The sequence below is a fragment of the Pseudomonas sp. RIT-To-2 genome (assembly GCF_029623465.1).
Taxonomy (GTDB): Bacteria; Pseudomonadota; Gammaproteobacteria; order Pseudomonadales; family Pseudomonadaceae; genus Aquipseudomonas; species Aquipseudomonas silvicola.
In genome coordinates this window covers 40,169-64,546 of sequence record NZ_JAPYKM010000004.1, presented here as the reverse complement: position 1 = coordinate 64,546, position 24,378 = coordinate 40,169, and the positions used below count along the sequence as shown (strand labels likewise).

23 protein-coding genes and 3 pseudogenes are annotated in these 24,378 nt (G+C 61.0%); 16 read left to right on the top strand and 10 right to left on the bottom strand.

Annotated features, from left to right (window positions below; all coding sequences use genetic code 11):
* Position 1: 1 nt before the first annotated feature.
* Together QBK88_RS05105 and QBK88_RS05100 are read right to left on the bottom strand one after the other, a co-directional pair.
* Positions 2-712 carry a DUF6063 family protein gene (locus tag QBK88_RS05105; protein ID WP_102592363.1) on the bottom strand — a complete coding sequence of 237 codons (711 nt, stop codon included), beginning with the start codon at positions 710-712 and terminating at the stop codon, positions 2-4.
* Positions 713-721: 9 nt separating this feature from the next.
* Complete coding sequence (locus tag QBK88_RS05100) at positions 722-2,188, bottom strand: hypothetical protein (RefSeq protein WP_277961183.1); 1,467 nt, start codon at positions 2,186-2,188, stop codon at positions 722-724.
* Between the two features lie 190 nt (positions 2,189-2,378).
* Here QBK88_RS05100 and QBK88_RS05095 point away from each other — a divergent pair, with 190 nt between their 5' ends.
* The 3 genes and pseudogenes from QBK88_RS05095 to QBK88_RS05085 all read left to right on the top strand — a co-directional run.
* Positions 2,379-3,200, top strand: a complete 822-nt coding sequence (locus QBK88_RS05095) for a WYL domain-containing protein (RefSeq protein ID WP_137206567.1) — start codon at positions 2,379-2,381, stop codon at positions 3,198-3,200.
* Between the two features lie 854 nt (positions 3,201-4,054).
* Entirely contained in the window at positions 4,055-4,264 is a 210-nt protein-coding gene (locus QBK88_RS05090; protein ID WP_445764889.1) for an Arm DNA-binding domain-containing protein, read from the top strand.
* Between the two features lie 120 nt (positions 4,265-4,384).
* Positions 4,385-5,143, top strand: a pseudogene (locus QBK88_RS05085) (IS66 family transposase); the annotation flags it as partial.
* A 22-nt stretch (positions 5,144-5,165) separates the two neighbouring features.
* Here QBK88_RS05085 and QBK88_RS05080 read toward each other — a convergent pair.
* Entirely contained in the window at positions 5,166-6,059 is an 894-nt protein-coding gene (locus tag QBK88_RS05080; RefSeq protein ID WP_277961182.1) for a serine hydrolase domain-containing protein, read from the bottom strand.
* Positions 6,060-6,086: 27 nt separating this feature from the next.
* Here QBK88_RS05080 and QBK88_RS05075 point away from each other — a divergent pair, with 27 nt between their 5' ends.
* The 3 genes from QBK88_RS05075 to QBK88_RS05065 all read left to right on the top strand — a co-directional run bounded on the left by QBK88_RS05075 (position 6,087) and on the right by QBK88_RS05065 (position 7,304).
* The gene (locus QBK88_RS05075; RefSeq protein WP_277961181.1) at positions 6,087-6,548 is read left to right on the top strand and encodes a hypothetical protein; all 462 of its coding nucleotides are present in this window, start codon (positions 6,087-6,089) and stop codon (positions 6,546-6,548) included.
* Positions 6,549-6,642: 94 nt separating this feature from the next.
* Complete coding sequence (locus QBK88_RS05070) at positions 6,643-6,876, top strand: hypothetical protein (protein WP_277961180.1); 234 nt, start codon at positions 6,643-6,645, stop codon at positions 6,874-6,876.
* Positions 6,873-7,304 carry a GTP pyrophosphokinase gene (locus QBK88_RS05065; RefSeq protein ID WP_277961179.1) on the top strand — a complete coding sequence of 144 codons (432 nt, stop codon included), beginning with the start codon at positions 6,873-6,875 and terminating at the stop codon, positions 7,302-7,304. Before QBK88_RS05070 ends, QBK88_RS05065 begins: the two co-directional genes overlap by 4 nt.
* A gap of 63 nt (positions 7,305-7,367) precedes the next feature.
* Here QBK88_RS05065 and valS read toward each other — a convergent pair whose 3' ends face one another.
* Positions 7,368-9,941: a valine--tRNA ligase gene (gene valS, locus QBK88_RS05060; RefSeq protein WP_277961178.1), complete on the bottom strand. Its 2,574-nt coding sequence runs from the start codon at positions 9,939-9,941 to the stop codon at positions 7,368-7,370.
* A 183-nt stretch (positions 9,942-10,124) separates the two neighbouring features.
* Between valS and QBK88_RS05055 the strand changes: the two genes are divergently transcribed.
* From QBK88_RS05055 to QBK88_RS05035, 5 genes are all read left to right on the top strand, one after another.
* On the top strand, positions 10,125-10,373 hold the full coding sequence (locus QBK88_RS05055) for a hypothetical protein (protein WP_277961177.1): 249 nt from the start codon (positions 10,125-10,127) through the stop codon (positions 10,371-10,373).
* A 16-nt stretch (positions 10,374-10,389) separates the two neighbouring features.
* Positions 10,390-10,545, top strand: coding sequence for a hypothetical protein (locus QBK88_RS05050; protein ID WP_277961176.1), 156 nt, complete (start codon positions 10,390-10,392; stop codon positions 10,543-10,545).
* A gap of 563 nt (positions 10,546-11,108) precedes the next feature.
* Positions 11,109-11,828, top strand: a complete 720-nt coding sequence (locus tag QBK88_RS05045) for a gluconate 2-dehydrogenase subunit 3 family protein (RefSeq protein WP_277961175.1) — start codon at positions 11,109-11,111, stop codon at positions 11,826-11,828.
* A 36-nt stretch (positions 11,829-11,864) separates the two neighbouring features.
* Positions 11,865-13,634: a GMC family oxidoreductase gene (locus tag QBK88_RS05040; RefSeq protein ID WP_277961174.1), complete on the top strand. Its 1,770-nt coding sequence runs from the start codon at positions 11,865-11,867 to the stop codon at positions 13,632-13,634.
* A complete protein-coding gene (locus QBK88_RS05035) occupies positions 13,631-14,980 on the top strand; it encodes a cytochrome c (RefSeq protein WP_277961173.1) in 1,350 nt (449 codons plus the stop codon). Before QBK88_RS05040 ends, QBK88_RS05035 begins: the two co-directional genes overlap by 4 nt.
* Positions 14,981-15,101: 121 nt before the next feature.
* Here QBK88_RS05035 and QBK88_RS30795 read toward each other — a convergent pair.
* Positions 15,102-15,266, bottom strand: a pseudogene (locus QBK88_RS30795) (hypothetical protein); the annotation flags it as partial.
* 17 nt (positions 15,267-15,283) lie between these two features.
* Between QBK88_RS30795 and QBK88_RS05025 the strand changes: the two are divergent.
* From QBK88_RS05025 to QBK88_RS05010, 4 genes and pseudogenes are all read left to right on the top strand, one after another.
* A complete protein-coding gene (locus QBK88_RS05025) occupies positions 15,284-15,790 on the top strand; it encodes a GNAT family N-acetyltransferase (protein ID WP_277961171.1) in 507 nt (168 codons plus the stop codon).
* Between the two features lie 247 nt (positions 15,791-16,037).
* The gene (locus QBK88_RS05020; RefSeq protein ID WP_277961170.1) at positions 16,038-16,853 is read left to right on the top strand and encodes an alpha/beta fold hydrolase; all 816 of its coding nucleotides are present in this window, start codon (positions 16,038-16,040) and stop codon (positions 16,851-16,853) included.
* A complete protein-coding gene (locus QBK88_RS05015; RefSeq protein WP_277961169.1) occupies positions 16,843-18,018 on the top strand; it encodes a PAS domain-containing sensor histidine kinase in 1,176 nt (391 codons plus the stop codon). Before QBK88_RS05020 ends, QBK88_RS05015 begins: the two co-directional genes overlap by 11 nt.
* A 74-nt stretch (positions 18,019-18,092) precedes the next feature.
* Positions 18,093-18,233, top strand: a pseudogene (locus QBK88_RS05010) (type II toxin-antitoxin system YhaV family toxin); the annotation flags it as partial.
* Between the two features lie 33 nt (positions 18,234-18,266).
* Here QBK88_RS05010 and QBK88_RS05005 read toward each other — a convergent pair.
* The 5 genes from QBK88_RS05005 to QBK88_RS04985 all read right to left on the bottom strand — a co-directional run bounded on the left by QBK88_RS05005 (position 18,267) and on the right by QBK88_RS04985 (position 23,534).
* A complete protein-coding gene (locus QBK88_RS05005) occupies positions 18,267-19,340 on the bottom strand; it encodes an NAD(P)-dependent alcohol dehydrogenase (protein WP_277961168.1) in 1,074 nt (357 codons plus the stop codon).
* Positions 19,341-19,428: 88 nt separating this feature from the next.
* On the bottom strand, positions 19,429-19,572 hold the full coding sequence (locus tag QBK88_RS05000; protein ID WP_277961167.1) for a hypothetical protein: 144 nt from the start codon (positions 19,570-19,572) through the stop codon (positions 19,429-19,431).
* Between the two features lie 99 nt (positions 19,573-19,671).
* Positions 19,672-20,952, bottom strand: coding sequence for an MFS transporter (locus tag QBK88_RS04995; RefSeq protein WP_277961166.1), 1,281 nt, complete (start codon positions 20,950-20,952; stop codon positions 19,672-19,674).
* Positions 20,953-21,220: 268 nt separating this feature from the next.
* Entirely contained in the window at positions 21,221-22,489 is a 1,269-nt protein-coding gene (locus QBK88_RS04990) for a DUF1479 domain-containing protein (protein ID WP_277961165.1), read from the bottom strand.
* 172 nt (positions 22,490-22,661) lie between these two features.
* Positions 22,662-23,534, bottom strand: a complete 873-nt coding sequence (locus QBK88_RS04985) for an AraC family transcriptional regulator (RefSeq protein WP_277961164.1) — start codon at positions 23,532-23,534, stop codon at positions 22,662-22,664.
* 187 nt (positions 23,535-23,721) lie between these two features.
* Between QBK88_RS04985 and QBK88_RS04980 the strand changes: the two genes are divergently transcribed.
* Positions 23,722-24,378: a TetR/AcrR family transcriptional regulator gene (locus QBK88_RS04980; protein ID WP_277961163.1), complete on the top strand. Its 657-nt coding sequence runs from the start codon at positions 23,722-23,724 to the stop codon at positions 24,376-24,378.

Here is a 24,378-nt window from a genome sequence, read left to right as displayed (position 1 = left end):
CTCAGGCCGTTGCGCCGGAACGCACATAGTCAAATAGTCGCGGTAGCGTCCGTTCACGCAGCTGAATGCGCAGTCGATGGGTGGCGGTGTATTCAACCGCTTCGCCCTCATCCTGGGGCCCCACGTTATTCACCAGCCCGTACTCAATCAGGTAGTTCAGTGCCATGCGCACCAACCCTTCAATCGAGTTTGGCGACGCGCGATCGGCTTGGGGGATCGAAGTAGGCAGGCTGTGAATGTAGCTCCAGCCTGGTCGCAGCTCCTCTCGGGAATAATCATCGGAATCTTCGAGTGCATTCATGCGCCCGGACAAGCCAGTCAAGGTGTCCCTGAACATGGCCAACGTCGCCGGCATTGGAAACCGGCTGTCATCTTCAATCAAAGCGGTCGTTGGATAAAACACCGCGCAGATGGCCAGGAAGCTCAGCGCCAGCGCGACACGCTGGTCTTCAGACAAGTTTTTGCGTAGATCACCAAGTCGAATCGAGAAGCGACTTTCCTTGCGTGCCGGGGCGATGATCAAGCCACGCTCGCTGACATCGAGCACCATCAGTTCCATCCCTTCAGCAATTTGCGCAAGGACCTGCTGCAGTTCTGGGCTAGCACGGTACCGAGCCAATAGCTCGCGATACTCCACGTCATTGGCCGGGGTCGCACTTAGATTAAGTGCCCGATAAATCAGACGTGCTGCGGCGCTGTTCTGGTTATCCAAATGAACCTCCTAAACCTTTGTCTTGACGTCGAATCTGAGGTTGTCGCCTCGGACCACCCAGGTTTCGTATTCACCATCGAGCACCGCATGGTGGTTTTCAAATTCTGATTCGCTGTCGGGGAAGCTGCGGTAAAGGCAGAACGCAATGCACTGCTGCTCAATCGCACTGAAGCCTTCGTTCGCTCCCGCATCTATCAGTTCATCAATCCGCCAAGAACGGTTTTCTTCAAATTTTGCGGATAGCCATTGAGAAATTTTGACAACCAATTGATCTGGAAAAGGATCCGGCCAGACCTGGAACGGCTCGATCTCGTCGTCATCCTCGTCGTCATCTGCGTCCTTGGTTAACTGACGTCGCTCCAGCAGGATGCTAAGCAGGTTCGATAAATCAGGTGTTTTGGGAAACACTGCCGGGAACATACTGACAATTAGCTCCTCGGCCGCCACAGCCAACTGCGCGCCTGGGCGGATCATTGCTTGCGGGAGAAGATGTGTCTCAAGATCAGGAATGCCGGAAGATTTGCGGGCACGAAACGCGGCTGTCTGAGCTTCGATGAAACGCCCTTCGGCGCTGCTGACCTCCAGCTGCAGCCGGGCTCTTACGTTGCCTGCCTTCGACAACAAGTCATGCAGGCTTGAAAGCTCTTGCTTGCTCTTGATGTTTTCTACTTCACCAATCTTGTTGCGAATCGCCATGAGCAGCCGCCCCTCTTCCTCCTGGCGAGCTTTAACGTGCTGGCGGGAGTCGTCTAATCGAGGTTTGATATCCGTACTCCATCTCACCGTTCCCGGTGCGCGAATCGCCTGAGTAATATGGCCCTGAATGTGTTGCCGATGCTCAATGGAAAGCACCATGGCGCGCCTGGCGAACTCCGCGGCCTGCTCAAAGCGCCCTCTCTCGATCAGGATCTGCAGCATCTTTTCCATTAGGATCTGCTGATCTTCAACGTCCACATTCAGCATGCCGATCAGCAGCAGATAACCCTCTGGTGAGGGGCGATACCGATAAACGTCATCAAGATCCGGCTCAAGATTCACCAGGCGAAAGCGGTATACGAGGGTTTGCAGAGTGGGGGCGTGAAAGTAGGTGAATTCGAATTCTTTGTAGTTCTCGGCTTTATTACTCAGGCAGCCAATCACGACATCGGCTGCCTTTGCACACGCTGAGCCGGTTTTTTCTGGCCGGATCCGACTGATCAGTGAACTCACATAGGTGTGCACATCCGCCATGCTGTACCCCGCGCCAACTGCGGATCCCTCCATCATGAAATTGAGGGTGGCCATGCACAGGTAGTGGGTGTCCAGGCCATCAAATAGCGGCTCTCCAGCCTCGTCTTGATGGAAGTTACGAGTCGAATGGAGCTGGTTCATTGGTTCCAGCAACCGCTGATTTCGCAACTGAGGCGATAAGTCGATCAACTCGCTCTTGGGCTCGCCCAGCGAATCGGATGCATCGGGCAACTGTTCGTTTGGCATAGGGCTTTCATCTGCTCAGTAGTGAGGCCAACGCCACTCTTAAATGGTCATCAATTTGATAACCTTGCATGAAGTCTATTGATGATGGTGTAGTATGGCAATCCCCTTCACCACAAAAAGTTCGACCATGCTTGAGAACCTCAGTCAGCCACAACGAGACCGCCTCGCCTTCATAGATCTCAGATTGCGCATGCTGGGTGAACTCAAGCGTCAGCACTTGATCGAGCGCTTTGACATTCAGGAAGCGGCGGCCAGTCGTGACATCGCGCTGTACAAAACGCTCAGTAAACACAACCTGGTGTATGACGCGAGTTCGCGCCTCTACAAAGCCAGTGAATCCTTCAAGAGCCTGTTTGACCCCACCGCGGAACACGCGCTGATCTGGATCACCAAGGGGCTCGGTGATGGGGAACCCAGAGACACCACGCCTGGGATTACGGTCGATTTTCCAGATCAGCTGACGTGGCCGAAGCTCGATATCCTGGGCCACGTCACCCAGGCGATTCACCAGAAATGCCCCCTGCAGATTGATTACGAGTCGCTGAACGGATCCAGCCAGCGCGTCATCGTGCCTTTTTCTCTGGTCGACAATGGACTTCGCTGGCACGTCCGTGGGTTTGACAGAAAGTCGGGCGAGTTCCGAGATTTCGTCATCACCCGGATCCGCAAGGCAAGCCCTCTTCTCGATGATGCCGTTGCTGTTCACGAGACGAGCGATCAAGACATTCAGTGGACAAGGATCGTTGAGCTGACACTTATCCCTCACCCTGATCAACCGCGACCGGAAGTCACGCTCATGGATTACGCAATGGTTGATGGGATGCTGTCGCTGAAACTTCGGGCGGCTACGGCGGGCTACACCCTACGTAAGTGGAGCGTGGACTGTTCACCAGATCACAGTCTAAGGGGGCCAGAATATAGGTTGTGGTTGTCCGATCCCTTGGCACTGTACGGTGTCAAGAACGCGATCCTTGCTCCTGGTTATGTCGCACCTGACGCGCGCGAATTTTGAATTGGATGGTAGGTGGCTCTGGCGATGGTCTTCTCGTTTGGGTGCTCAATCGGTAGATTTGACCTCGAGCTAATCACCTTATCGCTCTGCAGGTAAAAGCCATTGACGATGATCATTCAGCTACCAGTGTTCTAATCACGGCTATTCCGTTAGCTACCGTTGATGTGTTCGATCAAAACAAAGGCAAGCTCCTATTCCACCGCATCGACACTAAGGCACTAGACGCCCCTGATGTAATCGCAGAGCCAAGGCCGGCGTCGGCATAAGCGGTACCTGGGCACGCGGGCGCTCGCATTCGACCGCCCGCGTGCTGCGCCTCGCTATCCGACAAGTGTCGAAACCGAACCGGTCATTTTGCATTAGCAGGGCCGAACAAGAATTGGGCTGCGCATAACCTGCTTTGGTTTCCAGTTCACCGAGGGAGAACCTCTGAGCGTGCCACTTCCCTCCCCCCCCAGCTAACCCCAGTTCGGGCGTAAACTCAAAGCCACCCAGAGCCATACTGGATTTCGTCAGGAATCGCCATTCGTGATCGCTCATGCAAGGCGTCTGAGTGGGGGCAAAATTGGGGGCATATTAAGATTTTTTCAAACTGAAACTACCGTGCTAGAGCCCAGTCAAAATGTTTTTTGGCGATCCGGATAGCCTGTAACCAAGTTCCACTGCCCCCGTGAAATACTTACAAAACAATAAGTTATAGCTAAAAACTGTCCACTGCCGTCCGTCCACATCCAGTGGTTTCCCAGGTGCATGGGGGTATTATCGGGGGTACATTTTTCTTTTGTAAAAACGATACCCCAGCCCATGCGCCTGACAATGGTCCGGCCTTACGCCGAAAACCCAGCGACGCCTTCATGCGTTCCGTGGCCGAATCGGGCAAATACGCCGATGGCGAAGTGCCTGGCCTTTACCTGCATGTGATGGCGCCCCGCAAGGCTGAAAAGCCCGCCTCCAACTACTGGCGTATGAAGTATCGGTTGAGGGGCAAGGAGAACGTGCTTGCCATCGGCAGTTATCCCGACATTGGCCTCAATGTGGACGCTGATGTCGAAGTGACCCATTAGCTGAAATTTCATTGACCTATGCTGTTGCTCAGTAAAGCCCTTCCAGCACTGGTTTCTGAGTCGTAATACATGGTTGAGCATTGCGCCGGCATATGGGGCAATCTCGCTTAGCGGCAACAGTCCAAGATCGACACCCCGAGCCGAAAGATCCATCGTGATGAAACGATCATCGAGCAGCTCACTCACGAGATCGCCCTCCTTAAACACCACAAGTTCGCCAAGCGCAGCGAGCGGATCGGCGGAGGGCAGCTTGCTCGACGACCTGCTCAATACCGAGCCCGACCTGCCGGCAGTGCGAAACGCTGATCCAGACTCCGGTGCCGCCTCAAGTAATCGACAAGGGCATCCCCACCGCGGGCCTGCTGGCCCACGTGATGGTGGCCAAATTCGCCGACCACCTGCCGCTGTATCGACAGGAAAAGATCTTCGGCCGTGCCGGCCTGGCCATCCGCTCGCGACACTGGCGCCGTGGGTGGGCCAAACCGGCGTGCAGCTACAGCGCTTGGTCGATGTGCTGCGCGAAGTGGTGCTGGCCCAGCGCGAACTGGTGCCCGAGGGTTTGGCCACAGCCAAGGCCCTGATTACAGCCTCAAGCGCTGGGTAGCGCTGACGCGCTACCTGGAGGATGGTGCTGTGCCCATCGACAATAACCAGATCGAGAACTTGATCCGGCCATGGGCGCTCGGGCGGTCGAACTGGTTATTTGCAGGGTCGCTGCGCAGCGGCAAGCGGGCGGCAGCGATCATAAGCCTGATCCAGTCGGCGCGCATCAATAGGCATGATCCATATGCTTATCTCAAGGATGTGCTGACGCGGCTGCCGACGAAGCGGGCCAGCGAGATCGAGCAACTGCTGCCGCATCAATGGACACCTGCCTGAATCACGTAAATCTCCAGTGGGGTCATCGCTCTTCACAAACTCCGACAGCGGCTAACAGCCGCTCCCAGACCTGCGCTTCAACACCCCCTTCATCGCTGCCCTCCCTGAACGCAGAGCAAGTCGCCGCATTATTGCCACTTGAATAATGAAATACTGCGATTACGCCGCCTGGCCCGACTCCTGTGTGCCCGGCAAGCATATGCCCACTTTTAGTTCCGCCGATCATCAAGCCCAGCCCATAGCCCGGACTGGCCCAAGGCCTTCCATGCATTGGCCCTCCGAGCACAACTGCATCATGCATTTCATGCAGCAATGAAGAAGGTAGAAGCTTCCCGGTCAGCAGATTGTTCAGCAACATAGTCGCCTCTGAGAGCGGGCCTACCAGCAAACCATGATAGACCCACCCAGGATGGTATGACTCAATGGCTCCCAGGTATACCTCATCCAGATCTTCTTGCTTTTTTGCGAGCCTAGTATGTGTCAAACCGAGGGGCGACAGCACACGTTGGGTCAGTGCAGTTCCTAGACTTACCCCCGTAACTCGCTCGATCAGTCTGGCAACAAGCATGTAGCCCACGTTGGAGTATCGCCAGGTAGCCCCTGGTGCGTAACGTAATCTGGCACCGTCAAGACGTTGCATCATTTCATCTGCTGACCACGGTGCCTGGCCCTCGGCAACAGCCGCGTAGTACTCCTCCAGCTCTGAGTAGTCCGCAAGTCCGGCTTGGTGTTTGAGCAGTTGCCGAAGAGTGAATTGGCCTTCTTGGACATGATCGTCAAGCTGGATCAATCCGTCACGAACAAGAGAAAGCGCTGCCGCAGCTAGCACCGTCTTGGTAAAGCTCCACCAAGGGACAACCACTTGTGATTGCTCCGTAGGCAACTGCTTACCGTTCAATATTGTGGAACAAAGCATCCTTAGACTTCCTTGTAGGGCGAAGGCTTGAAACCAGCGAAGGCTTCGGCAGAAAAGAGCATTGGCTATTCCAGGGTACCGTGGCCGTCCAACGGTGGCATTGTAGCGAAAGCACCTATCAAGTCAGCGCAACGAGCACTGGAGCAAATCAACGCGGACTATGGGGGCGACGCCTCTCGCATCAAAGACCTTGCGCGCAATACCATCATTGTCGATGACAGTAAAATAACCCGCGTGGTCCACGATCAACGCGCGCTGGGCGCCAAGGTGAAGGTGATCTACGAGGGCTCAGACGCGCTGGGCTACAGCGGGGTAAACTCATCGCTGATGACCCGGGCAGGTATTGCCGGCGAAATTCAGGTCAACTCGCCGGCAATGATTTACGCCGAGGAACCCGAGGCGCTGGCCAGAAACCTGCTGGGCAATGACCTTTACGATGCCATTGCCGGGCAAACACCAGCTCCGGGCGGCCTAGGACGGATTTTATGAACAGTGGCGAGTACTGGACTCGGACAGCCCCGTCGCTAGTGCCATAGCCGAGCAGAGCAGAGCAAAACTTATTACAACGCAGTGAGGGAAGCCAATGCCCGTTGAGAAAGGCGAACGCTTCGCCAGTCAGGATATTTACATCGATTATCCCTACGAGGAAGTGATGTACCGCTGGGATCACGTGACCCGCCAGGTGTTCGTGCGGTTTTACGGCAGCCCCGAAAGCGACATCCCCGTGCCGCACGCGAACCGGTTGTACAACGATGCGCTTCGATTCGGCGAGGAAATAAGCACGCAGCACTATCATCAGGGACGTGCCCGTCAATGAGTACACTGGACGCTGCCATCGCACTGGCCTGCCGCGCGCATCAAGGCCAGACCGACAAGGCCGGGGGCAGCTATATCCTTCACCCGCTGCGCATGATGCTGCGTTTCGACGACTTGGACGCGCAGCTCGTCGCGGTGCTGCACGATGTGGTCGAAGACAGCGAAATAAGCCTGGTCGACCTCCGCGCGCTGGGATTTTCCGACATTGTGGTCAGTGCCATCGAATGCATGACCAAGCAGCCGGGTGAAGCCTACACGGCGTTCATCGAGCGTCTGGCGGCGAACCCACTGGCGCGGCGAGTGAAGGTGGAGGACATCAAGGACAACCTCAACCTCACCCGCCTCCCGGTACTGACCGACAAGGATTTGGAGCGCGCGCGCAAATACCACCTCGCGCTGGCTTACCTCAACGCCTTTGGCCATCCGTAGACAAGGGCCAGACCCCGCCTTGTAGCAGCACCCGCCAGGCCACGTCACAGTCGCAGCGGTGCGTCAGGCCTGTGGCGACGGGGATGGGTTGTCGACGCGGACCTGCCAGCCTGCGCCTTCGATCAAGGTCAGTAGCCCCACTTGCCCGGCGTCGCGGAGGTCCTGTACCGCGTCACGCAACGCGTCCAGCTGCGCGGTCGGCGCGGTGACGTCGACGCTGGCGACCTGGGCTTTCATCGACTGGCGGGCGTCGCTCTTGGCCTTACGGATAACGGCCAATATGGCGCTGACATCCTCCAGCAACGAATCACCCTCGGCCTCCTGCGCTGCCGCCGTCGGCCACGGCGCACGGTGCACCGAGCCCGGTTGCCAGCAACGCCAGGTTTCTTCACAGACGAAGGGCAGGAACGGCGCCAGCAGGCGCTGCAAGGTGCCCAGCGCCCGTGCCAGGGCATGGCGCGCCGATGCCCCCGCCGGCTGGTAGGCGCGGCGTTTGACCAGCTCCACGTAATCGTCGCAGAACCACCAGAAGAAGCCCTCGATGCGCGTCAGCGCGGTGCTGTAGTCATACGCCTCCAGCGCCACCGTGGCGTCGCCGACCACCTGGTCCATGCGCCGCAGCATGGCCAGGTCCAGCGGCGCGTCCACGGCCCCCTGGTCATCGCGACCCAGCCCCAACACGAAGCGGGTGACGTTGAACAGCTTGAGCACCAGGCGCTTGCCGATTTTCATTTGCTGTTCTTCCAGCGCCGTGTCGCTACCGGGCCGGCCCAGGGCGGCCCAATAGCGCACGCCATCGCTGCCGTACTGGTCCAGGAGCGCCTGTGGAGTGACGACGTTGCCGCGCGACTTGGACATTTTCTTGCGGTCCGGGTCCAGGATCCAGCCCGACAACGCCACGTGTTTCCACGGTGCGCATGCCTGTTCCTGATGGCTGCGCAGCAGCGTCGAAAACAGCCAGGTGCGGATGATGTCGTGGCCCTGGGGGCGCAGGTCCATGGGGAAGACCCGCTCGAACAGACCATCGCCCTCCTCCCAGCCGCCGGCGATCTGCGGTGTCAGCGAGCTGGTGGCCCAGGTGTCCATGATGTCCGCTTCAGCCACGAAACCACCCGGCCGGCCACGCTGCTCGGGCATGAAACCCGGCGGCGTGTCGAGGCTGGGGTCGACCGGCAGGTCGGCTTCGTCGGCCAGCAGCGGTGCGTGATAATCGGGCTCGCCCTGAGCATCCAGGCGGTACCAGAACGGAATCGGCACGCCGAAAATGCGTTGGCGGCTGATCAGCCAGTCACCCTTCAGGCCGTTGACCCAATGCTCATAGCGACTGCGCATGAACGCCGGGTGCCAGGTCAGCGCCTGCCCATGCGCCAGCAATTGTTCGCGCAACGCGACGTCGCGGCCACCGTTGCGCAGGTACCACTGGCGGGTGGCGATGATTTCCAGCGGCTGGTCGCCTTTCTCGAAGAACTTGACCCGGTGACGGATCGCCCGTGGTTCGCCAACCAGCGCTCCGGCGTTCTGCAGCAACGGCAGCAGGCGCTGGCGGGCCTGGGCCAGGCGGCACCCGGCCAGCGCGGCATACGCCTGGCGCGCAGCCGGCGTGGTCAGCCAGGCCGGTGTGTCGGCCAGCAGGCGACCGTCCTTGCCCAGAATCGCGCGGGTCGGCAAGGCCAGTTCACGCCACCAGGTCACGTCGTTGAGGTCGCCAAAGGTGCAAACCATGGCCAATCCGGTGCCTTGCCCAGGGTCGGCCAGCGGGTGGGCCAGCAACGGTACCTCGACCTCGAACACCGGCGATCGCAGGCTATGGCCGAAGCGCGCCTGGTAGCGCTCATCGTCCGGGTGGGCGACCAGGGCCACGCACGCGGCCAGCAGTTCCGGGCGGGTGGTGGCGATGGTCAGCGACTGGCCGTCGGCGCCTCGGAAACACAGGTCGTGGTAGGCACCCGCGACTTCCCGCTCCTCCAACTCGGCCTGGGCTACGGCGGTCTGGAAGGTCACGTCCCACAGGCACGGCGCTTGTTGGCTGTAGAGTTCGCCACGCTGGTAATTGCGCAACAACGCCCGCTGACTGCCCCGTTGCGAACGCTCGTCGATGGTGGCGTAGGTCAGGTCCCAGTCCACCGACAGGCCGAGCTGGACGAACAGTGCGCGGAACGCCTGCTCATCGATGGCGGTCAGCCGGTGGCACAGCTCAACGAAGTTGCGCCGGCTGACCCGGGCGTAGTCCTCGCGCCGCTTGGCGGGCGTGGCGGGCGGCTGCCAGTGGGCCCGGTAAGGCGCATCGGCATCGCAGACCACGCCGTAGAAGTTCTCTACCCGCCGTTCAGTGGGCAAGCCGTTGTCGTCCCAACCCATGGGATAGAACACGGCCTTGCCGCGCATGCGCTGGAAGCGCGCGATGATGTCGGTGTGGGTGTAGCTGAATACATGGCCGGCGTGCAGCGAACCGGAGGCGGTAGGCGGCGGCGTATCGATGGAAAAGACCTGCTCGCGCGGCGCGCTGCGGTCGAAGGCGTAGATAGCGTCCTCTAGCCAGCGCTGGGACCAGCGCGCCTCGAGGTGGTCGAGCGAAGGGGTGGGGTCGTTCAGTAAGCCATCACGTTTAACGGTGACATAGCATCCTCCTGTTATCACCAAGGGCGCACCGAACAGTGCACCTGCGTGCCTTTTTTATAAACGATTGCCCAGGCGAGTGTAAAGCCTGCAATGGGACTGGGCGGCCCCAGACAATATGCATATAAAACATTAAATTAAATGTCAGTGGAGGACGCGACAGTGGGCTCCGCAGCGTAGGGCGGGCTGTGCTCGGTGGACGAGGTGCCCAGGCGCAGCGTCGTCAAGGCGGGCGACCGATTGGCGCCGTTTACCCTGGTCGATGTCACCGGCGGCGAGCTGGGCATGGACACCCTGGTGGCCGACGGCCCCGCCGTGTTGGTGTTCTTCCGTTCGCCGGCTGCCCGGCCTGCAACTTCGCTATCCCCTACTACGAACGTTACCTGCAACCGGCGCTGCAGGCCCGCGGCGTGCCGCTGGTGGCCGTTAGCCCGCAGCTGCCCGAACGCCTGATCGAGATCAGCCACTGGTGCGTACCCACTCGGAGACGGGGGAAGATGCGTTGTTCATTAACGTTTCCATGTCACCGCGGATCACTGGCTGGTCCCAGGAAGACAACCAGGCGTTGGTGGCGCTGTTGCTCAAGGAGTACGGCAACCCGGAATACCAGGTGCGTTTCAGATGATATTCCGCACCGAGTACGCCCTGGGTTGCAGGCCTGACGCCGCCTGGCGGCCGCTGTGGCATCGACCCACTCCTTAGCATCTGCCGCAGCCGGCGTCCGGCGCCCCTATGAAACCAACGTCATACGATGACTTTTTAACCGCAAAATAAAGCTCGATATTTCAATAAACTCTCACTGACAGCTCTAGAACGGCAATGAAACCTGAAAAACCTGCGACAACAGGCCACGCTTGACACCTAAAAAATTTTTCTAACGCGACACAAATAACCAGTGGTACGATGTCTGACCCGTGATGAGCCAGACGATACCGCCGTATCGCGTCTCCTTGCCGAGCAGGTTTTCGCACCTGCCGGATCGATGTGAACAGTCCAATTAGAGCAGCCACAAGGCCTGCCACCCCCTCAACCTCCCAGCGGTCGCCCGCCCCACACACGCATTCCCTGCCACGGGAACGCGCGGCGCGTTGGCGAGTGCGCGTTGAAGTGGGCCCACGCATCGCGTCGAGCGCTCGGCGATTGTCCTGTGTCGTCCGGTTTTTGCCAGCAGCTCAGGTGAGCCCCGATATGTTGTTAGCCTCGCAAACATCCCGAAGAAAATTCCTGCTTTCATCCCTGATCGCGCTGCCCGCCATGGGCGTGGTCGTCAAGGGATTGGGGGCTGCCGCCGCAGCCGACATGATCGCCCCCAGCCTGGAAACCTATCGCCCGACTTTTTTCGATCCGGCCCAATGGGCGTTCATCATGGCCGCCTGCGATTGCTTGATACCCGGTGGCGGCAAGGGCCCCGGTGCGCTGGAAACCAACGTACCGGTGTTCCTCGACCAACAGCTGGCCGGGGACCTGGGCAGCGAGATCTACCTGGAAGGCCCGTTCGACCTCAAGGCGCCCGCCACCCTCGGCTACCAGTTGCCCTACCGGCCGCAACAGGTATACCGCAACGGCATCCAGGCCGCCCAGGCGTGGTGCCAGCGCACCCATGGCGCCAACTTCGCCGCCCTGGACAACGCCGCGCGCACGGACGCGCTGAAGAAACTGGCGGCCGGCGAGATCAACTTCGCCGACTTCGGCGAAAGCATCCTGGGCTCGAAACTGTTCTTCGGCGAGCTGCTCAAGCACGCCAAGCAGGGCTACCTCGCCGACCCCCTCTACGGCGGCAACAAGGGCATGAAGGCCTGGATCGCCATCGGCTTTCCCGGGGCGCGTGCCAGCTATGTGGAATGGGTGGCGCAGCACAACGTGAAATACCCCCTGGGTCCCGTCAGCCTCAGTGGCGAGCGCGGCTAAGCCCCGCCCCCTGCGCATCACTTTATCGAGAGATTTATGGCAACTATTACCAATGACGAGGTCGACGTTATCGTCGTCGGCATGGGCTGGGCGGGCTCGCTGATGAGCATCGAACTGGCGAAGGCAGGGCTGAAGGTTCGCGCGCTGGAACGCGGCGAAGACCGCAGCAACGCCGATTTCGGGTACCCCAAGCCTGCCGACGAATACGCGTACGGCGTGCGCAACAAGATCATGGTCACCCCCAAGGACGGCGCCCTGACCGTTCGCCACAGTCTGGAGGACACAGCGTTGCCCACCCGCCAATGGGGCGCCTTCGTGCCCGGTACTGGCGTGGGCGGCTCGGGGCTGCACTGGACGGGCGTGCTGATCCGCCCTACGCCCACCGACATCAAGCTCAAGACCTACGCCGACCAGGCCTACAAGCCCGGCCAGTTGGGTGAAGGCATGCAGGTGCAGGACTTCCCCTTTACCTGGGAAGAGATCGAACCCTACCTGGACCGCTTCGACAAGATTTGCGGGCTGTCGGGCAACACCGGCAACCTGCAGGGCCGCATCATCGCCGGTGGCGACCCCTTTGAAGGGCCGCGCTCCAGCCCCTTCCCGCTGCCGCCGCTGGAAGACACGCTGAACAACACGATGTTCGCCGATGCCGCGCGCAAGCTGGGCTACCACCCGTTCCCCAACCCGTCGGCCAACGTGTCACGGGCCTGGACCAACGAATACGGCAACCAGATCGCGCCCTGCAACTACTGCGGTTATTGCAGCAAGTACCCATGCCTGAACTTCTCCAAGGCCTCGCCACAGACGGCGGTGCTAGACGCGCTCAAGCGCATGGACAACTTCTCCTACCGCACCAATGCCAACGTGTTGCGCGTGGAGCTGCACCCGGACGGCAAGACCGCCCGGGGCGTGACCTACGCCGACGGCCAGGGCAACGAGGTGTTCCAGCCGGCCAAGATCGTCGTGCTGGCCGCGTTCCAGTTCGTCAATGTACGGCTGATGCTGCTGTCTAAAATCGGCCAGCCGTACAACCCGCTCACCGGCAAGGGCACGATCGGCCGCAACTACGCCTTCCTCAGCAACGGCGGCACCACGCTGTTCTTCAAGGACAAGCAGTTCAACCCGTTCGCCACCGCCGGCGCCACAGGGCAACTGTTCAATGACATTTCCCCGGGCAACTTCGACGGCCCGTCGCTGGGTTTCCTGGGCGGGGCCAAGATCCAGAGTGCCCAGGCCACCGGCACCCCCATAGGTACCTCGCTGCCCAGCGGCACGCCGGAGTGGGGCCAGGGCTGGAAGGACGGCATGGTCGACTGGTACGGCCACTCCATGAAGATTGGCATTACCACCAGTTGCATGTCCTATCGGGACCACTATGTGGACCTCGACCCCACCTACAAGGACCCATGGGGCCAACCGCTGCTGCGCATCACCTTCGACTGGAAGCAGAACGAGCTGAAACTGCAGCAGCACCTGCGCAAGATCGTCCTGGACATTACCCGCGAGCTGGAGCCGGACAGTTACTCGGAAAGCTACCTGGGCATGGATTCGCACTGGGACATCACCAAGTATGTGTCTACCCACAACGTGGGCGGCGCGGTGATGGGTGATTCGCCTGAGACCAGCGCGCTCAATCGTTACCTGCAGAGCTGGGACGTGCACAACGTGTTCGTGCCGGGCGGCAACGCCTTCCCGCAGAACTTTCAGGCCAACCCCACGGCCATGATCGGCGCGCTGAGCCTGTTGGCCGCCCAGGCCATCAAGGACCTGTATCTGAAAAACCCTGGCCCGCTGGTGAGCGCATGAAGAGCAACGTCAAGAACACTACCCGCCGTGTCGTCGGTTTGAGCGTTGCCACGGCAGTGCTGGCCCTGGTGCTGGCGGCCTGGGCGCTGGGCGCGCTGCTGAACCGCACCGGCGACGCCTCGGCCACCCTGTCCCAGGCCGTCACCCCGGCCCTGATACAGCGCGGCGCGTACCTGGCCCGCGCCGGCGACTGCGTGGCCTGCCACACCGCGCATGGCGGCCCGGCGTTTGCCGGTGGCCTGGGAATCCAGTCGCCAATCGGCACTATCTATTCGACCAACATCACCCCCGATACGGCCACGGGCATTGGCACCTGGACCTACGGCGCGTTCGAGCGCGCCGTGCGCCGGGGCGTCGGCCATGACGGCAGCGCACTGTACCCGGCAATGCCCTTCCCCTCCTACGCCAAGGTCAGCACGGCGGACACCGAAGCGCTGTACGCGTACTTCATGAACGGCGTGGCCCCGGTGCACCAGGCGAACCGCGCCAACGGCATTGCCTGGCCGCTGTCGATTCGCTGGCCCCTGGCGTACTGGCGCAGCCTGTTCGCGCCCACGCCTGCGCCTGGCGACGGCCTGGCCAGCGCCGCCAGCGATGCGCGCATTGCCCGCGGTGCGTACCTGGTGCAGGGGCTGGGCCACTGCGGCTCGTGCCACACGCCACGGGCGCTGACGATGCAGGAAAAAGGCCTGGACGATGCCACCCCCACCTACCTGAGCGGCACCGAACTCAATGGCTGGGCGGTGCCGGCGTTGCGTGGGGGCAAGCACTGGTCGCAAGACGATCTGGTGGACTACCTGGCGGGCGGGCGCAACAGCACCGCGTCCGTGGCTGGCGAGATGAAGGACGTGGTTGCCAACAGCACCTCGCACTTGAGCGTCGAGGACCTGCACGCCATCGCCGCCTACCTGCAGTTGCTGCCAGCCCAGACCGAACCACGTGACCGCCCGCAGCCTGAACGCAGCGCCGCCACCACGCGGCAGCTGACCGCGGCCACCGACCTGTCCCTGGGGCAGCGCGTGTACCTGGACAACTGTGGCGCCTGCCACTTTGTCACCGGCCAGGGTGCGCCACGGGTATTCCCACGGCTCGACGGGGCTTCCATCGTCAATGCGCAGAACCCCGCAGCCTTGATCCAAGTGATACTCGCAGGCGCCCAGACGCCGTCTACCGCGCAGTCGCCGTCGGTGCTGCCGATGCCGAGCTTCGCCGCGCGCATCAACGATGGCGACCTCGCGGCGCTGACGACCTTCCTGCGCAGCGGCTGGTCCAACAGCGCGCCAGCGGTATCAGCCGACCAGGTCCGCGCGGTGCGCGAGCAGCTGGGGGCAGCGCGGCGCCCCTGACGCGACCTGGGGGCCGCTGCAGAAACCTGTATAGCAGCGGCCGCCAGGCGGCGGCCGGCCGTTGTACCTGCTCGTCGCTGAGGGTACGGGGGATGAAAGTTTCGTTCATCAGGCCATCGATGACCTGGGCCTTGTTCCACACGTCGCCGCTGGCGCCGAATTCACGGAAGTCGTCGGCCAGCAGTGCCGATAGCGCGGCCGGGGGCCTGGCGGATGAGCTGGCTCGCCGCTGATTTCCTGCTCTGGCACAATGATTGACATGACTTCTTTGCCCTTCGCCAGCCACCCAGCAGGAGGCCCTGCTTGAACGAACTGACCATTCGAAACGCCTTGATCGCTGACGCAGTTGTGCTGTGCGACGCTGAGCGCGAAACCGCTCGCACACCTGGGCTGCTGATATCCCGCCCGAGTGAACTCAGCTATGAATCCTTTGAGGAAAAAATCGAGGTATTGGGTCGTGAGGGTTTTTACGCAGTGGCCGAGCGAGGTGGCTTGGTGGTCGGTCATGCTCTGCTGGAGCCTAACAGCCTCAAGGCGCTTGCCCACGTCTATAGTCTGACTATCGTTGTGCATCCCGACAACCTCGGGCAAGGCGTGGGTGAAGCGCTGATGACCGCACTTTTGAAATGGGCCCAAGCCCGGCCCGGCCTGCTCAAGATCGAGCTACGCGTGCGTGAAACCAATGTGCGGGCCCGACGCCTGTACGAAAAGTTTGGTTTTATTGAGGAAGGACGCTTGGAAAAGCGAATCCTGCTACCCGACGGCACATTCATTGCCGATATCACGATGGCCTGGTTTGCACCTGATTAAGGTTCTCCGAGCAATGTGTGTTGATCGGGCGCCTACCCATGAAAACGCTTGCGCCCAAGCTGGCGTCAGCCTCGTATTCAAACGGCAGGTACGATCATGCCAATCGATAAACAACGGGCCCTTGCCGCCGCATGGGTTCTGCCCTCCCGGTTGGAGCACTGTGAGCGTCAGGTTGCCTTTTGCACGCCCTGAAAGGCATCATCCCTCCACCACAGCCCAGAAGGCTCTGGCCCCAAGGAGCAATCACGTGGATCTTGCGCAGCGCAACAACATTACCGTTCTGGGCGACGGCCCCGCCACGCTGGTGTTTTCCCACGGTTTTGGATGCGACCAGACCATGTGGCACTACCTGTACCCGCACTTCCTCGGCCGTTTCAGGGTGGTGCTATATGACCTGGTGGGGGCTGGCCAGTCGCACCTTGGCGCCTACAGCCGTGAAAAATACAGCTCGCTGAGCGGCTATGCGCAGGACCTGGTCGAGATCATCCAGCATTACGGCGTTGGGCCCATCGTCCTGGTCGGTCACTCTGTGAGTGCCATGATCGGCGCGCTGGCCGATCGGCTGGTACCTGGGCAAATCGCAGCTCACGTCATGGTCGGGCCGTCGCCCTGCTATATCGATTCCGGCGACTACGTGGGCGGCTTCTCGCTCGAGGATATTCATTCCCTGCTGGATACCCTCGACAGCAACTACCTCGGCTGGTCGAGCACCATGGCCCCGGTCATCATGGGCGCCCCAGGCCAGCCAGCCCTGGGCGAGGCACTGACCAACAGTTTCTGCCGCACCGAACCGGAGATTGCAAAGCAGTTCGCCCGGGTGACTTTCCTGTCCGATAACCGCCAGGACCTCGCCGGCCTGACCACGCCGACGTTGATCCTGCAGTCGACCGACGATCTGATCGCGCCTGTCGCTGTCGGTCATTATTTACACACGCTGTTACCCGGCAGCACCCTGTGCATGGTGCCCAACGTCGGCCACTGCCCGCACATGAGTGCACCCGGCGCCTGCTCCGAGGCCATGGACCGTTTCCTGCAGCCCTGGGCGCGTGAGCATGTCGACTGAACAGCCGCCACTCCCCGACAGCGATGCCTTGTTCGAGGGCGCTCCCTGCGGGCTGATCGTGACCACCGAAGACGGCACCATTCTGCGCGCCAACTCGATCTTCTGCACGTGGATGGGCCGCAGTCAGCATGCGCTGCTCGGCCTGCGATTCCAGACCTTGTTGACCATGGGCGGGCGCATCTTCCACCAAACCCACTGGGCGCCGCTGATGAAGATGCAAGGCTCGGTAGCCGAGGTGAAGCTGGACCTGATACATCATGACGGACATACGGTGACGATGCTGCTCAATGGCGTTCGGCGCGAGCATGCCAACGGCGTGTTCTACGAATTGGCGTTGTTTGGCACCACTGATCGCGACCGTTATGAGCGCGAATTGCTCAGTGCACGCAAGCATGCCGAGGAACTTCTGTGGGAAAAGACCGTTGCTGAATCCGCCCTGCATCAGATCAAGGGCGAGCTCAGCATTGCCTACGAAGAATCCCAACGCCGTGCCCTGTTTGCCGAACAGATGGTCGCCATCGCCAGCCATGACCTGAAGAACCCGCTCACTGCCATCAAGATGGCGGCCGACTTTCTGGCCCGCGCCGAGCGCAGCCCGCGGGAAGCCCAGTTGCTCACCCATATCAGTCAGTCATCAGACCGTGCTCAACGGATCATCGCCGATCTGCTTGATTTGGCCTTGGCCAGGGTTGGACACGGTATCGCCATTCACAAGCAGCCGCAGCGGTTGCACGACATCGTCAGCCGCAGCCTCGATGAACTGCGCGTTGCCTTCCCCCAGGCAACGCTGATACACCACACTCACGGCACCGGCACGGCGCACGTGGACGCCGACCGCATCCAGCAGGTCATTGGCAACCTGGTCGCCAACAGCGTGGCGTACGGTGACCTGCAGAAGCCCATTAGCCTGCTCTCGACAATCGACGAAACAACCGCCACCCTTGCCGTGCACAACGCCGGCCCGAGTATCCCGGAACCGGTGATCAGCAGGCTGTTCGAGCCGATGACCCGAGGCAGTCACAAGGACGACGATGTGCGCAGCGTCGGTTTGGGCCTGTTCATCGTTCGCGAGATCGCCGTTGCCCATGACGGTGATGTGACCGTGAATTCCACCGATACCGGTGGCACGACGTTCACTGTTACCTTGCCCTGTTCGACTTCGTGACGGCCCCTGGTTTGCGAATTTTTTGATCGTGTCCCGGTAGAGGGTGTAACTCATGCGGCAGCAATATCGAGTTTCTGCGCTCCGCAGGCAGCAAATCCGACCCCTATGCCGTGTTCGAGAAGATGCTGGGCCGGGGCGACCCTCCAGATGACTGGGATGCACTCATTGCAGCGACCCAGACAGCCTGGCGCTCTGCTCAGCCTTGCAAGCCCTGATGCCCCCAATCCCGTCCCAGAGCGCGAGACGAGTCATGGCGTAATGGCTACCTTCATCACCCCGTCGCGCTGGTGAGCGAATAACTCATACGCCGCTTCGATGTCATCCAGCTTGTACCGGTGAGTCACCAACGGCGACAGATCCACGCCACCACTGCCCACTACCGCCATCAGTCGCCGCATGCGTTCTTTTCCGCCGGGGCACAGGGTGGTGATGATACTGTAGTCGCCCAAGCCTGCGGCGAATGCATCCAGGGGAATGCGCAGGTCACTGGAGTACACGCCCAGGCTGGAAAGCCGACCGCCCGGGCGCAAAACCCGTAGTGCCGATTCAAACTTCCCTTGGGTCCCCAGCGCCTCGATGGCCACGTCGACGCCGCGACCATCGGTCAGCCCCATGATCTGGCCAACCACGTCGCCGTCCTTGAAGTTCACCACTTGGGTGGCGCCCAAACGTGTCGCGACGCTCATACGCTCGGCCACTGCGTCTACGCCGATAATCGTGGTCGCGCCCTTGAGGCGTGCACCGGCCACGGCACAAAGACCGATCGGCCCCAGCGCGAACACCGCGACGGTGTCGCCGATTTCCACATTTGCCCGTTCCGCCCCGGAGAATCCGGTGGACATGATGTCCGGACACATCAGCACCTGTTCGTCGCTGAGCCCGTCCGGGATCGGACATAGATTGGCCAATGCATCGGGCACCACTACATACTCAGCCTGACAACCGTCGATGATATTGCCGAACTTCCACCCACCGGTGGCCCGGAAGCCATGGCGGGTGTCCGGGCCATCCTGTGAACCACAGCCGCACAGGCACGCGTAGCTCTGCCCACTGGGCGTGATCGCGCCGGCGATCACCCGCTGGCCTTCAGTGAAACCGCGCACCTGCGAGCCCAGCCGTTCGATCACCCCTACCGGTTCATGGCCGACCGTGAGGCCTTTCGCAACGGAATATTCGCCGCGAAGGATATGGACGTCGGTGCCGCAGATCGTGGTGGTGGTGATACGCACCAGCGCATCAAGGGGCCCGACTTCTGGAATGGGTTTGTCTTCCAGAACAATCCGGTCTTTTTCGACGAATACGGCGGCTTTCATGGTGGCCATGGCAATCCCTCCTGAACGGTGCTGGGGTTGAGTTCAGCATCAAACCAGGACTTTGCCGGATTGCCGGATCAGTGGTGGGATCGAGCCCCTATGGCTCATCCTCCTCGTCCTCTTCATCGCTCTCGACGGGCTCTTCGACAAGACGATGGTCCGACGAGGGTTTGTCAGGGTCGTTGATAAACGGTACGCCCCCGGGCCCCTGCTCTTCCATCCCTTCGGTTTTCGGCTGCATGATCAATCCTCCCTAGTGGTGAACATTCGAACCGTTGACCACCCGGATTGTTCAACCCACCTAAGCGCAATGCGCTAAGGCAATCTGCAGCGCAGCCCCTCAATGGTGGTGCACAACGGGCGAGCTGTTGTCTTCCTGCGCCATGCCGGGCTGCTCATCGGTCATGTCCGCGCCGGTGGCGTTGGGCAGGCAGAGCGCCGCGATGAAGGCGATCAGGTAAGAAGTGATCGCGAACAGCCCCATGGCGGTCGGCAACCCCATGCCGGTGGCGGCGAAACCCACCGCCGCGGGCATGATCGAACCGAAACCGCGACCAAAGCTGGTGCAGAAACCGGCGCCGTTGGCGCGGATGCGCGTGGGGTACAGCTCGGCGAACGCCACCGGCAGCCCTGACGCGAGGCCGCCCTGGAAGGCGCCCAGCAGCAGGCCCAGGCCCAGGGTGACAGCCATGTTGATAGGCGCGAAGGTATACACCGCCACTACGCAGGCCTGGCACACCAGGAACAGCATGAACGCCTTGCCACGGCTGATGCCATCGCTGATGCGCCCGTAAATGAACGGGCCCAGCAGTGAACCGATGATATTCACCGCCAGGTAGCCAGAGGTCGAGGCCACTGGCAGGTTCAGTACCAGGCGCATGTAGGTGGGCAGCCACGTGATCATGATGTAGGCGCCGCCGAAAATCCCGCTGGCCAGTACAGTACTGATCAACGTGACCCGACGATGCTCTGCGCCGAATATGTCGCGCACCTCGATGCGCCGACGCTTCTGGCTGGCACGGGTGAACGCTTCGGACTCCGGCACCAGGCGGCGGATAAACCAGATGAGCGCGGCGGGCAGCAGGCCGATGGCGAAGAAGGCACGCCAGGCGATGTCTTCGGGCAGCCAGGCGAACACCACCGGCATCATGGTCAGGGAGATGGCATAGCCCACCGCGTAGCCGCTTTGCACCGACGCTGCCACCCGCCCGCGCAAGGCCGGCGCGATGGCCTCGCTGATCAGCACCGCGCCTACCACCGCCTCGCCGCCATAGCCGATACCCTGCAGAAACCGCACCGGCAGAAACGCCCAGAAGCTGCTGCACAACCCTGCCAGGCAGGTAAAGAGCGCCACCCACAGGACCGTACCCTGCATCACCCGGACCCGGCCATAACGGTCGGCCAGCAGGCCCGCGCCCCAGCCACCGATGGCGCTGCCGATCAACGACACCGAACCCAGCATGCCGGCATCGGACTTGCTCAGGGCCAGCACAGTCATCAGCACGGGCATCATCAGCGCGTAGATGGTCGAGTCCATGGAGTCGAGGGTAAAACCACCGAAACACGCCCAGTAGGTGCGTTTTTCCTTGGGAGTCAGTGCGGAGTACCAGCCGAGGCGCATGATCGGTTTCCTGTGTTTTTGTCATTGCCCACAGGGTGCAACGCATCCTTGTCCGGGAAGAAGTGCGTATTGGTGATCGAGCGAGTGGATCTTTTTATGAGGTGCTCCGCGATGCATGGTGGATAAGCACCGTACCCTGCTGATCTGCCGTTCGGACCGGGCGCCCGAGCTTTGCCCGGCCCTACAGGGGGTAGCGGCGGGAGGTTTCCGTAGGACCGGGCGGCATCAACGCAGGTGACGGGGTGGGAGAAAACACGCCCCTGGCACGTTACTCAACGCCCAGCCCATGACGGCCAATCTCATTGAGCTGCTGCACGGTGAAGCGGTCCTTCCAGTTCACCTCGTAATCCTCTTGGGGGAAATCGTACGGCGAAGCCCCCTGCTCGAACGCCCTGAAGACGTCCCGCGCGTAACGCAGGTTTTTCGGGCACATCGGCGCTGCCGGCACGTACATGACGTTGCCCCAGCCCTGCTGATCCTCCACCGGTGCGACACTGTGAATGACGTCGCAGTGCCACCACACCGAGTCTCCCGCCTGCACATCGGGGATCGCACTCAGGCCGTTGACCAGCAGCGGGTGCCACTTCTCCGAGACCGGCAACACCTTGCCAGGCGCTACACCACACAACTCGTCTTCAGGTACGTCATCCAGCAACGGGCGCAACAACATGTAGGCCATGGCCGCAGGAATAGGCAGCGTGTGAAGCACACCCTGATCGGCTTTCATGTCCGAAAGCGCCGTCCACCCCTGGAACGTGCGGAAGGCCGAGCACTTCACCGTGTCCTTGTACGCGTACTCGTCCACCTCGGTGCGGTGGGCTGCGTCCCAAGGGTCATACGCCTTGAAGTCGTTGCGGTAGATCCTGTCGAATACTTTCAGGTAGGCCGGGTGCAGCCATCGCTCCAAAGCGCCGGAATCGGTGTGCGGGCCCAGACCTTTGGAGCGGGTGCCTGGCGGACGACGGCGAACCCGGTCAGGGTAAAGCGCGTTCACATCCGGGTCGAACCAGGTCTGGCCCTGGGACTGGGTTTTCCACAAGCGGTTCAGGAACGATTGCGCCGTGGCCATGCGCTCATGCTGACGCAGTTGCATCTGCGACTGCGACCAGTAGATAGGGAAAATTTCGGGGCGGGACGCATCCAGGCTGCCGAAGAACTGGTCAACGGGACCGCGGTAGGTTTCATCGAAGGCGTTTTCATCCAGATAATCCAGCAGAGCCTTGTCCCAACCTAGCACTTGCTCGCGCGGGAAATGCCCCCGCACTACAACACAGCCGCGCCGCTTGATCAGCGCCAGTTCGTCCGCCGTCACCACCCCGCGCGCAAGGGCTTCGTACTCCAGCACGGGCCACGCGGACCCGGTTGCGGCCTCCTGCTCACGGATGGACGCGATCTCACCTTCGATGAATGCGCTCACTTCAGCGAACAGTGCATCCACATCACCTATCTGCTCGCGCAAGACGCGCTTCATGGTGATGACATTCTCTTTGTAATCGACGGGAAGGTCGGCGCTTTCGAACGCCTGATAGGTTTTCATGGGTTCATCAACTCTTGTCGTTAAGCCCGTATAGATACACCCCCGTCCGGCGAGGCGGGAGTGTGGATTGGCGCGTCATGCCATACGATTGTGGCGTTCCGGGAATTCAGGCGCGCGCCACGATCAACCCCCGTATCGTGGTGCGTGAAACCTGCAACGCGAGGGCATTGGCCTAGCGGAAATACCGACCGTGCAGCCGGCGGAATTCAGTCGGGGTAATGCCCTTCTGCGCCTTGAACTGACGGTTGAAAAAAGCCAGGGAGGAATAACCGACTTCCTCGGCCACCACCGAAATAATCGCGTTGCCCTCCAACAGCAGCGCACACGCCCGCCCTATTCGTAACCGAGCGATGTAGTCCAGCGCCGTGGTACGGGCATGACGGCGAAACATACGGTGGAACGCCGACACGCTGACGCACGCCAATTGCGCCAACTGCGCAATGGTCACGGGATCGGCGTAGTGCGCATGGATGTAATCCAGGACGCGATGAAAGCGTGGATCCTCACTCAGGGGCCCGGCCGAGACGGCCAGCGGCGCTGGCATGATGCGCTGAGCCTCGGTGTCCTGAATCAGTTGAGTCAAGACATGCAGCAGCGAGACCAGCCGCTGGGGGTCGTTCTGATAAACCATCGCTTCGATGGTCGGACGCAACTGGCGCGCGAAGTGAGGGCTGAAGGTCAACGCACACTGGGCGGCAGCCAACAGGTTACGTAATTGCCCCAGCTCGGGAAACAGCCCCACCAGCGACTGTGCCCAAGCTTCCGAGAACCAGATCACCAGCGCCACGTGCGGCTCAGCAGTGTCGATCAGCTCGGCGGAGCACCAGCTATGAGGCACATTGGGGCCCACCAACGTCAGATCGCAGTCGTCATAACGTTGTACGTGACTGCTGATGTACCTGTGCCCCCGGCTGTTGAGGGTCAGGGTCAACTCATATTCCGGGTGGTGGTGCCACTCGAACGGAATTTCATCGGCCAGGCGCCTGTTGAGCAGCGTCCATGAAGCATTGGGCGGCGTCGGGATCTTCTCGAAGCTGGGTTTCATGCCACTCATTCCTGCATTTGCTGCATAGCCGTCGGTCATCCACGCCACAATCGTACCACTCAACGAAGGTGGGACAACTCAACGTCTCGTAGCGCTCACGCGGGGCCTGGGACATAATTTCGAAGGCGGCAAGACCGGCAAAAGCTCCATGCCGTATGATCAGGGCTTCACCGTCAGCGGAGCCTACATGCCCACGCCCAATTCCGGCGTCCGCGCCCAGCAAGCGGATTTGACCCGCGCCCGAATCCTCAAGGCGGCTACCCGCGTGTTCAGCCAGGACGGCTACAGCGGCGGGCGCATCGAGAGGATCTCACGGTTGGCCAAGTCCAACGACCGGATGATCTATTACTATTTCAAGAGCAAGGAGCAGCTGTTCATCCGTGTACTGGAGAGCATCTACGCCAGTTTCAATGAGGCTGAAAGCCGCCAGCGCTTCAACCTGGATGACCCGGTAGCCGCGCTGCGGCAATTGATTGCGTTCGTGTGGCAGTACTACATCCAGCACCCCGAGTTCATCAGCATTCTCAATACCGAAAACCTGCACAAGGCCGCTCATTCGCGCAAGTCCCCCGCCCTCAGGGCCTTGTCCGGGGAGGCCCTGGGCAACCTGGCACCGATCATCGAGGCCGGCCAGGCGCAGGGGGTGTTTCGCGCCGATGTCGACCTCCACCACCTGTACTTGCTGATTTCTTCGTTGTGCTACTTCTACCATTCCAACCAGCACACCCTGGGCGCCTTCCTTGGCACCGACCTGGCCAGCCCCCACGCGCGCGACAGCTGGCTCGCGTATGCCTGCGACCAGGTGCTGCGCGGCCTGCGCAACCTTCCTGATGGCACGGGTTGA

Coding starts and splice junctions, on each gene's coding strand:
- QBK88_RS05100 (WP_277961183.1), bottom strand. CDS start 2,188: ATGCCAAACGAACAGTTGCCCGATGCATCCGATTCGCTGGGCGAGCCC.
- QBK88_RS05095 (WP_137206567.1), top strand. CDS start 2,379: ATGCTGGGTGAACTCAAGCGTCAGCACTTGATCGAGCGCTTTGACATT.
- QBK88_RS05090 (WP_445764889.1), top strand. CDS start 4,055: ATGCGTTCCGTGGCCGAATCGGGCAAATACGCCGATGGCGAAGTGCCT.
- QBK88_RS05080 (WP_277961182.1), bottom strand. CDS start 6,059: ATGCTTTGTTCCACAATATTGAACGGTAAGCAGTTGCCTACGGAGCAA.
- QBK88_RS05070 (WP_277961180.1), top strand. CDS start 6,643: ATGCCCGTTGAGAAAGGCGAACGCTTCGCCAGTCAGGATATTTACATC.
- QBK88_RS05065 (WP_277961179.1), top strand. CDS start 6,873: ATGAGTACACTGGACGCTGCCATCGCACTGGCCTGCCGCGCGCATCAA.
- QBK88_RS05045 (WP_277961175.1), top strand. CDS start 11,109: ATGTTGTTAGCCTCGCAAACATCCCGAAGAAAATTCCTGCTTTCATCC.
- QBK88_RS05040 (WP_277961174.1), top strand. CDS start 11,865: ATGGCAACTATTACCAATGACGAGGTCGACGTTATCGTCGTCGGCATG.
- QBK88_RS05035 (WP_277961173.1), top strand. CDS start 13,631: ATGAAGAGCAACGTCAAGAACACTACCCGCCGTGTCGTCGGTTTGAGC.
- QBK88_RS05015 (WP_277961169.1), top strand. CDS start 16,843: ATGTCGACTGAACAGCCGCCACTCCCCGACAGCGATGCCTTGTTCGAG.
- QBK88_RS05005 (WP_277961168.1), bottom strand. CDS start 19,340: ATGGCCACCATGAAAGCCGCCGTATTCGTCGAAAAAGACCGGATTGTT.
- QBK88_RS05000 (WP_277961167.1), bottom strand. CDS start 19,572: ATGCAGCCGAAAACCGAAGGGATGGAAGAGCAGGGGCCCGGGGGCGTA.
- QBK88_RS04995 (WP_277961166.1), bottom strand. CDS start 20,952: ATGCGCCTCGGCTGGTACTCCGCACTGACTCCCAAGGAAAAACGCACC.
- QBK88_RS04990 (WP_277961165.1), bottom strand. CDS start 22,489: ATGAAAACCTATCAGGCGTTCGAAAGCGCCGACCTTCCCGTCGATTAC.
- QBK88_RS04985 (WP_277961164.1), bottom strand. CDS start 23,534: ATGAAACCCAGCTTCGAGAAGATCCCGACGCCGCCCAATGCTTCATGG.
- QBK88_RS04980 (WP_277961163.1), top strand. CDS start 23,722: ATGCCCACGCCCAATTCCGGCGTCCGCGCCCAGCAAGCGGATTTGACC.